We start from the raw sequence: 14,262 nt of genomic DNA, 5'->3' as shown, positions 1-14,262 counted from the left end.
GGAACTGTCGGGCTACTGCCCGGTGCGCCCGTCGACGCACTCCCGTACGAGGTCGGCGTGGCCGCAGTGGCGGGCGTACTCCTCGATCATGTGCACGATGATGTCGCGCACCTCGGTCGGCTCCCCGTGCACGTCGACGACCGCGTCGAGGTCGGTGCGGTCGAGGACCTCGCGGGCGTACGCGATCTCGTCCTGCCAGAGCGCGTGGCTGGCACGCACGAGCTCGTCGTCGGCGTCGGGCAGGTCGAAGCCGCCGTCGTCGTCCTGGAACAGCCGCGGGATGTCCATCCGGTCCTCGATCACCCGGCGGAACCAGCTCTGCTCGACCCGCGCCATGTGGCGTACGAGCCCGAGCAGCGAGATGTTCGACGGCGGCACGGCCCTCGTCGCGAGCTGCGCGGCGTCCAACCCGTCGCACTTGAGCGCCAGCGTCCCGCGGTAGTGCTCGAGGTAGCCCACCAGGCACTCCCGCTCCCCGCGCGTAGGCCCCTCCTGCCTCCGCGGTTCCTCGTCCTGGGGCAGCCACATGCCGTTGAAGTTCATGGGGGCCACCCAACCGGTCCTGTGGCGGCGTAGTCCAGTGACTTCTGGCTGTCGCCGCCCGGTAGTCCAGTGACAATTGGCTGTCGGACGGCCCTTGAGGCAGCCATCCCTCACTGGACTATCCCGGCGTCAGAACTGCCCTGTGGACGACCGGTACGACGTCCGCGGACGGGGGACCCTCCCTCCGTGTTCACGCCATCGCCCTTCCACGCACGTCGCCCCGGACTGGTCGCCCCGGTCCGGGTCGATGCGGCGGGCATTGACGGTCCCACGCGCGGTCAGGCGCGGGGACCCCGATGGCGTACGACGGGGTGCGGCCTGGTCGTCCCCTCGCACGTCGTGCCGACACCACAGCAGCGCGCCGTCGAGGCTGCGGTCGTGCTGAAGGACGACGAGGCGGTCACCGGCTGGGCGGCGCTCGCGTGGGAGGGCGGCACATGGTTCGACGGGACCTTCGACGGCACCCGCCACCGCCCGGTGACGGTCGTCGCTCGGAGGAACGTCAGGGCCCAACCGGGCTTCGAGGTCAGCCAGGAGTTCTTGCACCCGGAGCAGATTCGGCTCGTCGACGGCCTTCAGATCACCATGGCGGTGCGGTCGGTCACCTTCGAGATGAGGTACGCCGAAGGTCTGGGTGCGGCCATAGAGGCGGTCGACATGGCGTGCTACTCCGACCTGGTCGGCATCGACGAGGTCGCGGCGTACGTCTCTGCGCTGGGGCCGGTGACCGGTATCCAACAGGCACGTGACGCCCTTCTGGAGGCGGAGGAGAACTCGTGGTCGCCGCGGGAAACCCGCATGCGAGGCGTCTGGACCCGGCGGGCTGGGCTTCCGAGGCCGCGGTGCAACATCCCGGTGTTCACCCTCGACGGCCACCACGTCGGCACGCCTGACCTCATCGATCCGGGCATCGGCGTGGTCGGGCTCTACCACGGTGAGTCCCACCTCAACCTCGTCGGCGCCGCGGCCGACATCAAGAAGGAGGCGGCCTACCGCGACGTGGGCCTCGAACCCGTCAGCATGCTCGCCACGGACTGGAACGACCTGCCGGACTTCACGCGGCGCCTGGTGGCGGCCGTTCGCCGGGCCCGGGCCCGGCAAGCTCCGCGTGAGTGGACCGTCGAGACGCCGGCGTGGTGGACGCCGACCGAGACCGTCGCCCAGCGCCGCGCCCTGGCCAGCTGGGAGCGCGAGCGTTATCTCCGCTATCGCCGAGCTGCCTGAGTGCGACCGGCCAGGGGGCGGCCGTACTGCTGCTGGGGTAGTCCAGTGAGGGATGGCTGTCTTCTGGCCCTGTGGCGACCATCCCTCACTGGACTACCCGCACGGAGCAGCCAGAACTCACTGGACTACCCCGACGGTGGGGACACGCCCGCGGCAAACCGATTGGCGGGGCCGCGCACCCGCGCCGTACGATCACGGCAGGCGTCTGAGCCGTCATCAGCGGTGAGCCTCGGGAAGAACGGGTACGGCGATCCGGCCGCGGCCCCAGTAGAACCCGGCGGGTGCGGCCCGACACAGCCGGCAACGAGCGGTTCCCAGCAGTCGGGGGAGCAAGCGAGGTGGTACCGCGGCATCCGTCGTCCTCGTGGCCAGTCCGAGACACCGACGCCACGCAGGAGCCCCGCGATGACCTATCCCAAGGTCAGCCACACCGCCCAGACCACTGTCGCCAGCAGCCCGAAGTTCCCGGCGATCGAGGAGGCCGTGCTCGCCTACTGGGAGTCCGACGACACCTTCCGTGCGAGCGTCGAGCAGCGCGAGGCCGGTGCCGACGGCGGCAACGAGTTCGTCTTCTACGACGGCCCGCCGTTCGCCAACGGCCTGCCGCACTACGGCCACCTGCTCACCGGCTACGTCAAGGACCTCATCCCGCGCTACCAGACGATGCGCGGGCGCCGCGTCGAGCGGCGCTTCGGCTGGGACACCCACGGCCTGCCCGCCGAGCTTGAGGCGATGCGCCTCAACGGCATCAAGACCACCGACGAGATCGTCGAGCTCGGCATCGAGAAGTTCAACGAGGCGTGCCGCCAGAGCGTGCTGAAGTACACCGGCGAGTGGCGCGACTACGTCACCCGCCAGGCGCGCTGGGTCGACTTCGACAACGACTACCGCACCATGAACCCGGAGTTCATGGAGTCGGTCATGTGGGCCTTCAAGCAGCTGCACGAGAAGGGCCTCGTGTACGAGGGCTTCCGGGTGCTGCCCTACTGCTGGCAGGACGAGACGCCGCTCTCCAACCACGAGCTGCGGATGGACGACGACGTCTACCAGATGCGCCAGGACCCGGCGGTCACCGTCGGCTACGACGTCACCACCGAGGGAGAGCTCACGGGCGTCAAGGTCCTCGTCTGGACGACGACGCCGTGGACCCTGCCGTCCAACCTCGCGGTCATGGTCGGCGAGGACATCGACTACGTGGTCGTCGAGTCCGACAAGCCCACCGGCACGACCGAGCGCTACCTGATCGCCGAGGCACGCCTGTCGTCGTACGCCCGTGAGCTCGGCGACGACCCGCAGGTCACGTGGCGCGGGCTCGGCGCCGACCTCGTCGGGCTCGAGTACGCGCCGCCGTTCTCCTACTACGCCGGCCACGAGCGCGCCTTCCGCCTCGTGCCCGCCGAGTTCGTGACGACCACGGACGGCACCGGTCTGGTGCACACCGCGGGCGCCTTCGGTGAGGACGACAAGGTCGTCACCGACCGCGAGGGCATCGAGGCGGTGATGCCGGTCGGCAAGGACGGTCGCTTCACGTTCCCGGTCGCCGACTACGAGGGCCTGCAGGTCTTCGACGCCAACCTCCAGATCATCGACCACCTCAAGGCCGCCACCTCGGGAGTAGGCGAGACGGGAAGCGTCACGCCCGGCACCGTGCTGGTGCGCCGCGAGACGTACGACCACTCCTACCCGCACTGCTGGCGTTGCCGGCAGCCCCTGATCTACAAGGGCGTCTCGTCGTGGTTCGTCGAGGTGACCAAGGTCAAGGAGCGGCTCATCGCGCTCAACCAGGACATCCGCTGGGTGCCGGACCACATCAAGGACGGCCAGTTCGGCAAGTGGCTGGAGAACGCCCGCGACTGGTCGATCACCCGCAACCGCTTCTGGGGTAGCCCGGTGCCGGTGTGGAAGTCCGACGACGAGCACTACCCGCGCGTGGACGTCTACGGCTCGTTCGAGGACATCGAGCGCGACTTCGGCCGGCTGCCGGTCGACAAGGACGGCACCCCCGACCTCCACCGCCCGTTCGTCGACGACCTCACGCGCCCCAACCCCGACGACCCCACCGGCATCAGCACGATGAGGCGCGTCACCGACGTCCTCGACGTCTGGTTCGACTCGGGCTCGATGAGCTTCGCCCAGGTGCACTACCCGTTCGAGAACAAGGACTGGTTCGACAACCACTTCCCGGGCGACTTCATCGTCGAGTACATCGGCCAGACCCGCGGCTGGTTCTACACGATGCACGTCCTGGCCGGCGCGATCTTCGACCGCCCCGCGTTCTCGACCTGCCTGAGCCACGGCATCGTCCTGGGCAACGACGGCCAGAAGATGTCGAAGAGCCTGCGCAACTACCCCGACGTCCGCGAGGTCTTCGACCGCGACGGCGCCGACGCGATGCGCTGGTTCCTGATGTCGAGCCCGATCCTGCGCGGCGGCAACCTCGTCGTCACCGAGCAGGGCATCCGCGACTCCGTGCGGCAGGTGCTGATCCCGCTCTGGAACAGCTGGTCGTTCTTCAGCCTGTACGCCAACGCAGCGGGCGACGGCGCGGGCCACGACGCCACCTGGCGCACCGACAGCGCGCACCCGATGGACCGCTACATCCTGGCCAAGCTGCGCGACTACGTCGCCGCAATGACCGACCAGCTCGACAACTACGAGGTGGCGGCGGCGTGCGACTCGACGCGCGGCTTCCTCGACGTGCTGACCAACTGGTACATCCGGCGCTCCCGCGAGCGCTTCTGGGACGAGGACGCCGACGCCTTCGACACGCTCTACACGGTGCTCGAGGTCGTCTGCCGCGTGACCGCGCCGCTGATGCCGCTGACGACCGAGGAGGTCTGGCGCGGCCTCACCGGTGAGCGCTCCGTGCACCTCACCGACTGGCCGGCCGCCGACGACCTGCCCGGCGACGAGGCGCTGGCTGCGTCGATGGACGCCGTCCGTGACGTCTGCTCGGCCGGCTCCGCGCTGCGCAAGGCCGCAAACCTCCGCAACCGCCTGCCGCTGCAGTCGCTGACGGTCGTCGTGCCCGACGCGGCGCTCCTCGGCGGCTTCGACGGCCTGGTCGCCGACGAGCTGAACCTCAAGGAGGTGCGCCTCCTCGACCTCGACACGCCCGAGGCTGCGGCGTACGGCGTCGAGCAGCGGCTCACCGTCAACGCCCGCGCCGCCGGACCGCGGCTCGGCAAGGACGTCCAGCTCGCGATCAAGGGCTCCAAGACCGGCGACTGGTCGGTGGCCGATGACGGCATCGTGACGTCAGGCGGGCTGCGGCTGGAGGACGGCGAGTTCACCCTCGACACGGTGGCAGGTGCCACCGACACCGGCACCGCGGTCGGCGTGCTTCCGCGCGGCGGCTTCGTCGTGCTCGACACGGACGTCACGCCGGAGCTGGCCGCCGAGGGCACCGCCCGCGACCTCGTCCGCGCGGTCCAGCAGGCCCGCAAGGACGCCGGCCTCGCCGTCTCCGACCGGATCTCGCTCACCGTGTCCGCACCCGCCGAGACCCTTGACGCGGCACGGACACACGAGGCGCTGATCGCCGCGGAGACGCTCGCCAGCAGCGTGGCGTACGACGACGCGGCCGAGGTCACTGTCGAGGTGGCGAAGGCCTGACCCGGCCGTCGCCACCTCGGCGGATCAGCGGACGACCGTGAGCCGTACGCGCATCCCGGCGCTGCGGCCACCGGCGTTGGTGGCGACGGCGCGAACCTTGTACGTGCCCGGCTTGAGCTTGACCTTGCCGATCTTCGCGCTGAGCTTGAAGGTGTTCTTGCCCGCCCTGAGGGACTTCACCAGTTTGGCCTTCGTCTTGCCCGCGAAGACCAGGCGCACCGTGGCGGCGTCCGTCAGGACAATCGTGACCTTCGTCCTTGCCGGCGTCCGGCTCGTGGATCCCGATGCGCGGATCGTGGCGGGCTTGAGCTTGAAGACCTTGATCTTCGGAGGGATCGTCGGCGTCGTCGGTGCGGCACTGACGACGACGTCGGTCCTCCTCGTCGTGACGTTGCCGACCGCGTCCGTCAGCCTGACAGTGACCGGATAGGTCCCAGCTCGGGTGAAGGAGTGGCTGGTCGACGCACCGGTCGCGGTGGCTCCGTCCCCGAAGTCCCAGCTGATGGCGGAGAGCGTGGACCACACGTCGATGCCGGCCACACCGTAGGCGAGGGAGGTGCCCGCGACGCCGCTACTCGGTGCCGTGAAGGCCGTGATGAGTGGGCCGGCACCGTCCAGCCCGCGCGCCTGGGCGATCTGGTCCGAGCCGGCGCCCCGGACCCACACCGCGACGGCGTTCCCGAAGGGGTCGGGCGCGATCTCGGGCCCGAACGCGTCCCCGCCGGCAGCGGAGAGAGCGGCAGGGGCCGACCAACCGCCACCGGTGGAGCGGGTCGCGAACGTCACCAGGTCGTCGGAGGCTTCGTTCGTGATCCAGACCGCAGTGGCGTTGCCGGAGGGGTCGACGACGAGCCGCTGCCCGCTCGCGCCCTGACCCGTCGAGGAGACGTTCACGGACGGCGACCAGGTGCCCGCCGGGCTGCGCGTGGCGGACTGGAGGATGGAGGTCACCGAGTCGGATCCGCGCCAGATCGCGGTGAGGGTGCCGGCTGCGTCGAAGGCGATCCGTGGCTCGCTGACCAGAGGACCGGTGGTGGTGATGTAGCTGGCTGCCGACCAGGTGCCACCTGCCGGACGGGTCGCGTTCTGGAGGAAGGACCCACCTTCCGGTCGGGTCCAGAGGGCGGCGGCGTTGCCGGCCGCGTCGATCGCAACCTGCGGGTTGGCCGCATTCGCACCAGGAACGGAGAGGTCGATCGGTGGCGCCCAGCTCCCTCCGACGGGACGGGTGGAGGACTGGATGATCGTGTGGGTGCCGTTGGAGCCCGCCCAGACGGCCGTGGCGTTGCCCGCCGGGTCGAGGGCGACCTGTGGGAGGTCGGAGCTCCGGTTGGTGGCCGTCAGGTCGACGGGCGCGGACCACGTGCCTCCGGCGGGACGGGTCGCGGTCTGGATGACGCGATTGGTGGTGCCGCCCTCCTGGCGCGCCCAGATGGCGGTCACGTTGCCGGCCCGGTCCACTGCGAGCCTCGGGTTGTACGGCTGGATCGCCGCGACGGTCGTCGGTGTCGTCCAGGCGCCGCCCGCGCTTCGGGTGGCGGACTGGAGGCCGGGCGAGCCCAGCCAGACGGCGGTGGCGTTGCCCCCCTCGTCCAGGGCGATCTGCGGGGCCTCGGCGTAGAAGTCCGTGCCGAGGGTGTCGGGGCGAGGCAGTACGGCGTTCGACCAGGTGCCGCCCGCCGGCCGGGTGGCGGTCTCGACGACGTAGTGGGTGCCGTCGTAGAAGGCCCAGATCGTCACCGACGTGCCGGCTGCGTTGACGGCGACCTGGACGCGACCGGAGGTGAACCCCGTCGCCGACAGGTCCGTCACCGGCTGCCACGTGAGCGCGGCCTGAGCTGGTGCGGCGACGAGGATCGTCGAGGCGAACGCGAGCGACGTGAGAGCTGCGACGAGACGGTTCTGCCGGACCATGGATGCCCCCGTGTGGAGTTGGGATGGATGCCATTTGGTGCGGTGCGTCGGCCACTCCACAAGCCCGGTCCAGACCGCGGCCGTACGGCCTCAGGCCGACAGCCGCCGGAAGGCGCGCGCCGAGAGCGGGACGAACACTGCGGCCAGCACGAGAGGCCAGACGAGCGCGACCGCCACGGCGTGCTCGGCCAGGACCCCGTCGGTGACCCCGGCCGGGTTGCCGAACAGCTCGCGGCAGGCCGCGGCCGTCGCCGAGACGGGGTTCCACTGCGCCAGGAACCCCAGCCAGGCCGGCATGTCCTGGGGTGAGACGAAGACGCTCGACAGGAAGCCGATCGGCCAGACCAGGATCTGCACCGCCATCACGCCGCCCTCGCCACGCAGGACCAGGCCGAGGAAGATCCCCAGCCACAGCAGGGCGAAGCGGAGCCAGAGCAGGAGGCCCACCGCGAGCAGGCTCTCCGACCACGACCCGCCGGCGCGCCAGCCGATGAGCAGACCGCCCGCCATCAGCACGACCAGCTCGACGGCCGAGTTGGCGAGGTCAGCCCCGGCACGGCCGAGCGGCACCGCGACGCTGCTGATCGGCAGCGAGCGGAAGCGGTGTGTCACGCCCTTCTTGGAGTCGTTGGCGATGGCCGTCATCGTCCCCTCGAGGCCGAACATCATGGCGAGGGCGAACATCCCGGGCATCAGGTACGACAGGTAGTCGCCACCACCGGGCAGCTCGATCGAGCCGCCGAAGAGGTAGCCGAAGACGAGCACCAGCATGATCGTGAAGGCGATCCCGAACAGTGGCGTCCAGGGCTCGCGCTGCCAGTGCTTCAGGTCGCGGAGCATGATGATCCAGCTCTGTCGCAGGGCGCTGGTCGCGTTCATCGGTGGCCTCCGTCGGCGGTGGCGGTGCGGTCTGAGGTGGTGGGGCGGTCGGTGAGGTGCAGGAACACCTCGTCGAGCGTGGGCTCGCGGAGCTGGACCTGGGTGGGCGTGATCCCGGCCGCGTCGAGGGCGCGGACGACGGCGAGCAGGGCGGCGGTGCCGCCCGCCGCCCCGGCCTCGACGACGATCTCGGCGCGCTCCTCGTCGAGGCGTACGTCGACAGGGACCGCGGTGGCCACGGCGTCCCTCGCCGCGACCGCGACAGCCGCGGTCGGCAGGCCGACCAGCACCCGGTCCCCACCGAGCGTGGCCTTCAGCTCGGCCGGACTTCCCTCGGCAACGACCCGTCCGGCCGTCATCACGGTGATCCGGTCGGCGAGCCGGTCGGCCTCGTCGAGGTACTGCGTCGTCAGCAGCACCGTCGTACCCAGGGCCACCACGCGGCGTACGGCGTCCCACACGTCGGCGCGGCCGCGCGGGTCGAGGCCCGTCGTCGGCTCGTCGAGGAAGAGCACCGCCGGACGGGTGATGAGCCCGGCAGCGATGTCGAGGCGCCGTCGCATGCCGCCGGAGTACGTCGAGACCTTGCGGTCGGCCGCGTCGACGAGGTCCAGCGCCTCCAGCAGCTCCGCGGCCCGGCTACGCGCCGCGGACGTGGTGAGCCCGTGCAGCCGGCCGAACATCACCAGGTTCTCGCGCCCGTGCAGGATCTCATCGAGCGCGGCGGACTGTCCGACCAGGCCGATGGACGCGCGCACCTGTGCATGCTGGGTGGCGACGTCGAACCCGGCGACCCGCGCTTCGCCCTCGTCGATCCGGGTCAGCGTCGCGAGGGTATGGACGGCGGTGCTCTTGCCGGCACCGTTGGGGCCGAGCAGGGCATGCACCGACCCGGCGGAGACGGTGAGGTCGAAGCCGTCGAGGGCGTACGTGCCGCCGTAGCGCTTGCGCAGTCCGCGGGCCTTGAGGGGTGGGGCGAGGGTCATCTTTCCTCCAATAATCGTACGACGTACGGAGTTGAACGCGCGGAGAGTAGCACATATTCCGTACGCCGTACGATGTCGTTAGGGTGGCCCCATGCCCGACCCCGATCCCGTGCTTCCGCTGCTGTGGCGGCACAACGCGCCCAGCGCTGACGGCGCACCGCGCAGGGGGCCGAAGCAGAAGGTGAGCGTCGACGACGTCGTCGACGCAGCGATCGACATCGCCGACGCTGAGGGACTGGCCGCGCTGTCGATGCGCGGCCTCGCGCAACGCCTGAACCTCGGGGCGATGACTCTCTACACCTACGTCGCGACCCGCAACGACCTCGTCGTGCTGATGGTCGACCAGGTGCTGGGCCGCACCGCGCTGCCGGCGCACCCCGACGACCTGCGCGAGCGGCTCGCCCTCGTTGTCCGGGTGCAGTACGACGACTGCCGCGCCCACCCGTGGCTCCTGGACGTGACCGGCGTACGAGCCTGGCTGGGGCCGCACATGGCCGACCGCTACGAGTGGCAGCTCGGCGCGGTGGAGGGCCTCGGCCTCGACGACATCGAGATGGACCAGACGGTCACCCTCCTTGCCACCTTCGGGACCGGTGTCGCGCGCGCCGAGCAGGCCGTACGCCACGCCGAGCGCGAGACCGGGATGAGCGACGCGGTCTGGTGGGAGGCCAACTACGAGGCCCTGGGCGAGGTGATGGCGGGGCACGACTACCCGCTCGCCGGTCGCGTCGGCACGGCCGCGGGGGAGGCCTACCAGGCCGCCAGCGACCAGCGGCGCGAGCTGGAGTTCGGGCTCGCCCGGATCATCGACGGACTGGTCGCCCACATCGCGGAGCGGGGTCGCTGACAAGATGGCGAGCATGGATCTCGACCTGACCGCCGACGTCGTCACCCTCACCCAGCAGCTCGTCGACATCGAGTCCGTCTCCCACGACGAGCAGGAGATCGCCGACGCGGTCGAGGCGGCACTGCTCACGCTGCCGCACCTGACGGTCACCCGGCGCGGCCACACCGTGGTCGCGCGCACCGACCTGGGGCGCGGCGAGCGCGTCGTGATCGCGGGCCACCTCGACACGGTGCCGCTCAACGACAACCTGCCCTCGCGGCTCGAGGACGGCATCCTCCACGGCCTCGGCAGCTGCGACATGAAGGGCGGCGACGCGGTGATGCTCAAGCTCGCCGCCGACGTCACCGAGCCCAACCGCGACCTCACGTTCATCTTCTACGAGGCCGAGGAGGTCGACTCGGTCCACAACGGACTGCGCAAGCTCACGGTCAGCGACCCCGACCTCGTGCAGGCCGACTTCGCGATCCTGATGGAGCCCAGCAACGCCTCGGTCGAGGCCGGCTGCCAGGGCACCATGCGCGTCGACGTACGCACCACCGGCGAGCGGTCCCACAGCGCCCGGAGCTGGAAGGGTGTCAACGCCATCCACCTCGCCGCGCCGGTGCTCGCGCGGCTCAACGAGTACACCGCCCGGCAGCCCGTCATCGACGGCCTGACCTACCACGAGGGCCTCAACGCAACCGGCGTACGCGGTGGAGTCGCAGGCAACGTGATCCCCGACGAGTGCGTGGTCGAGGTCAACTTCCGCTTCGCCCCCGACCGCAGCGAGGACGACGCGGAGGCGTTCGTCCGCGACTTCTTCGAGGGCTACGACGTCACCGTGACCGACACGGCCGCCGGCGCTCTCCCCGGCCTCGACCGCCCGGCCGCGAAGGCGTTCGCCGACGCGGTCGGCGGCGAGATCAACCCGAAGTTCGGCTGGACCGACGTCGCGCAGTTCACCAAGCTCGGCGTCCCGGCCGTCAACTTCGGCCCCGGCGACCCGATGTTCGCGCACAAGCAGGACGAGCACGTCCCCACCGAGCACATCGAGCGCTGCGAGCGGATCCTCAAGGAGTGGCTGTCGTGAGCGACCACACCGACGACGGGACCCACGACCGGATGAAGGGCCGCGAGATCGAGCGCCGCGGCCAGGTGCACGAAGGCAGCACGACGGACCAGCGGCTCCTCGATTCCCGGGGCCCCACTGACTGGCTGCACTCGGACACGTGGCGCGTGTTGAGGATTCAGTCGGAGTTCGTCGAGGGCTTCGGCGCACTCGCCGAGCTCGGCCCGGCGATCGCCGTCTTCGGCTCCGCCCGTACGCCGACCGACCACCCCTTCTACGCCATCGGGGAGGAGGCCGGCCGCAAGCTGACCGAGGCCGGCTTCGCCGTGATCACCGGCGGCGGCCCCGGCGCGATGGAGGCCGCCAACAAGGGTGCGTGCGAGGCCGGCGGCATCAGCGTCGGCCTCGGCATCGAGCTGCCCTTCGAGTCCGGGCTCAACCAATGGGTCGACAAGGGCATCAACTTCCGCTACTTCTTCGCCCGCAAGACGATGTTCGTCAAGTACTCCCAGGGCTTCGTGGTCCTCCCCGGCGGCCTCGGCACGCTCGACGAGCTCTTCGAGGCGCTGACCCTCGTACAGACGCAGAAGGTGACCTCGTTCCCGATCGTGCTGATCGGCACCGACTACTGGCAGGGCCTCTTCGACTGGCTGCGCGGGACGGTCCTCGACGAGGGCAAGATCAACGCCAAGGACCTCGACATGATGGTCGTGACCGACGACGTCGACGAGGCGGTCGCGCTCATGGTCGCGGCGCGCGAGGACCGTTGGCCGACGCCCACCCCCGAGAGGCCGGAGTGATCCGATGATGTGGCTCTTCGCCGTCCTGATCGTGCTGGCCATGGGCGGGGTCGCCGTGGTCGCGTCCGGTCGCGGCGGGTCGATGGCGCCGGCGTACGACGACCGCCCCGACGTCCTGCTGCCCGACGACCGCCCCCTCGTGGCGCAGGACCTGCGGACCGTACGTTTCCCCCTCGCGGTGCGCGGTTACCGGATGTCCGACGTCGACGCGCTGCTCGCCCGGCTGGCCACCGAGCTGGAGGACGACGAGCGCTCGTCTGGCGACCCGGACCCCGCCTAGGGCAGACTCCTGCGACATGTCCTTCCCGATAGTCGTGTGGATCCTCACGGCACTGGCCGCCGTGGCGATCGTGCTCACCCGGCTGCGCCTGCGCGGGGAGGACGCGGCGGGCCGGTTCTCGATCAGCCGTCGGGTGCCCCTCGTCCACTTCTTCTCCGGGATCGTGGCGCTGGTGCTCTGGCTGGGCGTGCTGGTGGCGCCCGAGGACAATCCGCTCGGCGGACCGCTCGTCGGCATCCTCGCCATCGCCGCCTGGTGGTTGACGGCCGTCTGCGGGCTGCTGATCCTGATGCGCTGGCTGCCCGCGAGGGGGCGGCACGCCCCCGAGGCGTCGGGTGACAGCTGGAGCGACGGGCCGGGGCTCTCGCTGCTGGCCCACCTCGGCATGGTGGTCGGCGTCCTCGTCTTCACCTACGCCTACCTCACCGCCGCGGTGTGATGCCCCGCAGGCTCGGGGTGCTGTCGACCGTCGCCGGGCTCGTCGTCGGGCTCCTGGCCCAGCCGGTCGTCGCCCACGCCAGCCACGCGGCCACCGCTGATCCCGGCGACCGGCCGGCGGTGGTCGAGGTCCGCATGATCGGTACGTCGGTCCGCGGCCGCCCGATCCGTGCCTGGCGCCTGGGTGAGCCGGGCAAGCGGCCGATCGTGCTCGTCTCGACGATGCACGGCAACGAGCCCCACACCCGCCGCATCCTGGAGAGCCTGCGTGACGGCCCCGCCATCAGTGGCGTCGACCTGTGGGTGATCCCCACGTACAACCCCGACGGGCTGGCGCGCGGCTCGCGCCGCAACGCCCGCGGCGTCGACCTCAACCGCAACTTTCCCTACCGCTGGGCCGATCTCGACGGCAGCTACGAGTCCGGACCGCGTCCGGCCAGCGAGCCCGAGACCCGTGCCGTGATGGCGTTCCTGAAGGAGATCGACCCGCGTCGGGTGATCAGCTTCCACCAGCCGCTGCACGGCGTCGACACCGACACGAAGGACGCCGGCTTCGCCCGACGGCTGGCCCGCGCGCTCCGCCTGCCGCGTACGTCACTCGACTGCGGCGGCCTCTGCCACGGCACCATGACGATGTGGTTCAACCACCGCTTCGCCGGCTCCGCCCTGACGGTGGAGTACGGCGCCCGTCCCGCCCGCCGCCGGATGTCGGTGCAGGCACCGCGCCAGCTCCTCGACGTGCTCCGCGCCCGTCGAGAGGCGGGATAGTCCGCATCACAGTTCTTGCCCGAAGGCCCAGGGACAAGAATTTTGATGCGGATTATCCCGGGTCAGCGGCCCTGGTAGACCGGCTTCTCCTTGGCCACGAAGGCATTGACGGCGGCCAGGTGGTCCTCGGTGCCGCCGGTGAGCGCCATCTTCTCCGCCTCGAAGGCGAGGGACTCCTCGAGCGGGTGGGCGGCGGAGTACGCCACCGCCTGGCGGATGGACCCGAAGGCGACGGTGGGGCCGTCGGCGAGCCGCCGCGACAGCTCGCCGACCGCAGCTGCGAGCTCGCCCTCGGACACCACCTGCGTGGCGAGGCCGAGCTCGAGCGCCTCCTGGGCGGACACCGTGCGCGGGAAGTAGAGCAGCTCCATCGCCTTGGCCCGCCCGACCAGGCGCGGCAGCGTCCAGCTCGACCCGGTGTCGCACGACAGCGCGACGTCCGCGAACGACGTGTTGTAGCCCGCCGTGTCGACCAGGATCCGGAAGTCGGCGGCGAAGGCGAGGCTCGCCCCGGCGCCGGCGGCGACTCCGTTGACCGCGGCGATCACCGGCTTCGGCATCGTCGAGAGGGCCAGCATGATCGGGTTGTAGTGCTTCTCGACCGTGTCCGACAGCGGCACGTCGGCCGCGCCGGTCAGCCCGGCGAGGTGCTCCTTGAGGTCCTGGCCGACGCAGAACGCACGCCCGCTGCCGGTGAGGACGACGCACCGGACCGACGGGTCGTCGGCGACCTGGTGCACCGTTTCGAGCAGGAGGTCCTTGGTCGCGATGTCGAGGCCGTTCATCGCCTCCGGGCGGTTGAGCGTGATCGTGGCCACCGCGTCGACCACGTCGAGGAGGACGGGCGCGGGCGACGAGTTCGGGGAGGCCGGGGCGGTCGCAGAGGTCGTCATGGGGGCAGTCTGCCCGACGGCTGAGGG

At 70.8% G+C, this 14,262-nt stretch carries 13 protein-coding genes; 8 read left to right on the top strand and 5 right to left on the bottom strand.

The window, feature by feature from the left end:
* Positions 1-12: 12 nt before the first annotated feature.
* A complete protein-coding gene (locus EUA94_RS05520; protein ID WP_207210410.1) occupies positions 13-543 on the bottom strand; it encodes a DinB family protein in 531 nt (176 codons plus the stop codon).
* A gap of 186 nt (positions 544-729) precedes the next feature.
* Between EUA94_RS05520 and EUA94_RS05515 the strand changes: the two genes are divergently transcribed.
* Positions 730-1,767 (top strand): hypothetical protein, encoded by a 1,038-nt coding sequence (locus EUA94_RS05515; RefSeq protein ID WP_165356811.1) that lies wholly within the window; start codon positions 730-732, stop codon positions 1,765-1,767.
* 405 nt (positions 1,768-2,172) lie between these two features.
* Positions 2,173-5,382, top strand: coding sequence for an isoleucine--tRNA ligase (ileS, locus tag EUA94_RS05510; RefSeq protein ID WP_129425505.1), 3,210 nt, complete (start codon positions 2,173-2,175; stop codon positions 5,380-5,382).
* 24 nt (positions 5,383-5,406) lie between these two features.
* Here ileS and EUA94_RS05505 read toward each other — a convergent pair whose 3' ends face one another.
* From EUA94_RS05505 to EUA94_RS05495, 3 genes are all read right to left on the bottom strand, one after another.
* Positions 5,407-7,296: a PKD domain-containing protein gene (locus EUA94_RS05505; RefSeq protein WP_129425503.1), complete on the bottom strand. Its 1,890-nt coding sequence runs from the start codon at positions 7,294-7,296 to the stop codon at positions 5,407-5,409.
* Positions 7,297-7,386: 90 nt separating this feature from the next.
* On the bottom strand, positions 7,387-8,175 hold the full coding sequence (locus EUA94_RS05500) for an ABC transporter permease (RefSeq protein ID WP_129425501.1): 789 nt from the start codon (positions 8,173-8,175) through the stop codon (positions 7,387-7,389).
* On the bottom strand, positions 8,172-9,161 hold the full coding sequence (locus EUA94_RS05495) for an ATP-binding cassette domain-containing protein (RefSeq protein ID WP_129425500.1): 990 nt from the start codon (positions 9,159-9,161) through the stop codon (positions 8,172-8,174). Before EUA94_RS05495 ends, EUA94_RS05500 begins: the two co-directional genes overlap by 4 nt.
* Before the next feature lie 91 nt (positions 9,162-9,252).
* Here EUA94_RS05495 and EUA94_RS05490 point away from each other — a divergent pair, with 91 nt between their 5' ends.
* Genes EUA94_RS05490 through EUA94_RS05465 form a run of 6 tightly spaced genes read left to right on the top strand, consistent with a single transcriptional unit; the run spans position 9,253 to position 13,342 of the window.
* On the top strand, positions 9,253-10,008 hold the full coding sequence (locus EUA94_RS05490; RefSeq protein WP_129425498.1) for a TetR/AcrR family transcriptional regulator: 756 nt from the start codon (positions 9,253-9,255) through the stop codon (positions 10,006-10,008).
* A 13-nt stretch (positions 10,009-10,021) separates the two neighbouring features.
* Positions 10,022-11,077, top strand: coding sequence for a succinyl-diaminopimelate desuccinylase (gene dapE, locus EUA94_RS05485; protein WP_422879884.1), 1,056 nt, complete (start codon positions 10,022-10,024; stop codon positions 11,075-11,077).
* Between the two features lie 32 nt (positions 11,078-11,109).
* A complete protein-coding gene (locus EUA94_RS05480) occupies positions 11,110-11,856 on the top strand; it encodes an LOG family protein (protein WP_129425699.1) in 747 nt (248 codons plus the stop codon).
* Positions 11,857-11,860: 4 nt separating this feature from the next.
* The gene (locus tag EUA94_RS05475; protein WP_242494688.1) at positions 11,861-12,136 is read left to right on the top strand and encodes a DivIVA domain-containing protein; all 276 of its coding nucleotides are present in this window, start codon (positions 11,861-11,863) and stop codon (positions 12,134-12,136) included.
* A gap of 16 nt (positions 12,137-12,152) precedes the next feature.
* Positions 12,153-12,575: a hypothetical protein gene (locus EUA94_RS05470; protein WP_129425494.1), complete on the top strand. Its 423-nt coding sequence runs from the start codon at positions 12,153-12,155 to the stop codon at positions 12,573-12,575.
* Positions 12,575-13,342, top strand: a complete 768-nt coding sequence (locus EUA94_RS05465; RefSeq protein ID WP_242494701.1) for a M14 family zinc carboxypeptidase — start codon at positions 12,575-12,577, stop codon at positions 13,340-13,342. Before EUA94_RS05470 ends, EUA94_RS05465 begins: the two co-directional genes overlap by 1 nt.
* Positions 13,343-13,404: 62 nt before the next feature.
* On the opposite strand, the gene EUA94_RS05460 is transcribed toward EUA94_RS05465, so the two are convergent.
* Positions 13,405-14,235 carry an enoyl-CoA hydratase/isomerase family protein gene (locus tag EUA94_RS05460; RefSeq protein ID WP_129425490.1) on the bottom strand — a complete coding sequence of 277 codons (831 nt, stop codon included), beginning with the start codon at positions 14,233-14,235 and terminating at the stop codon, positions 13,405-13,407.
* Positions 14,236-14,262: the final 27 nt, after the last annotated feature.

Source organism: Nocardioides zhouii (genome assembly GCF_004137345.1).
GTDB lineage: Bacteria > Actinomycetota > Actinomycetes > Propionibacteriales > Nocardioidaceae > Nocardioides > Nocardioides zhouii.
The sequence above is the reverse complement of the archived record's forward strand: the minus strand, read 5'-3'. Positions and strand labels throughout refer to the sequence as shown.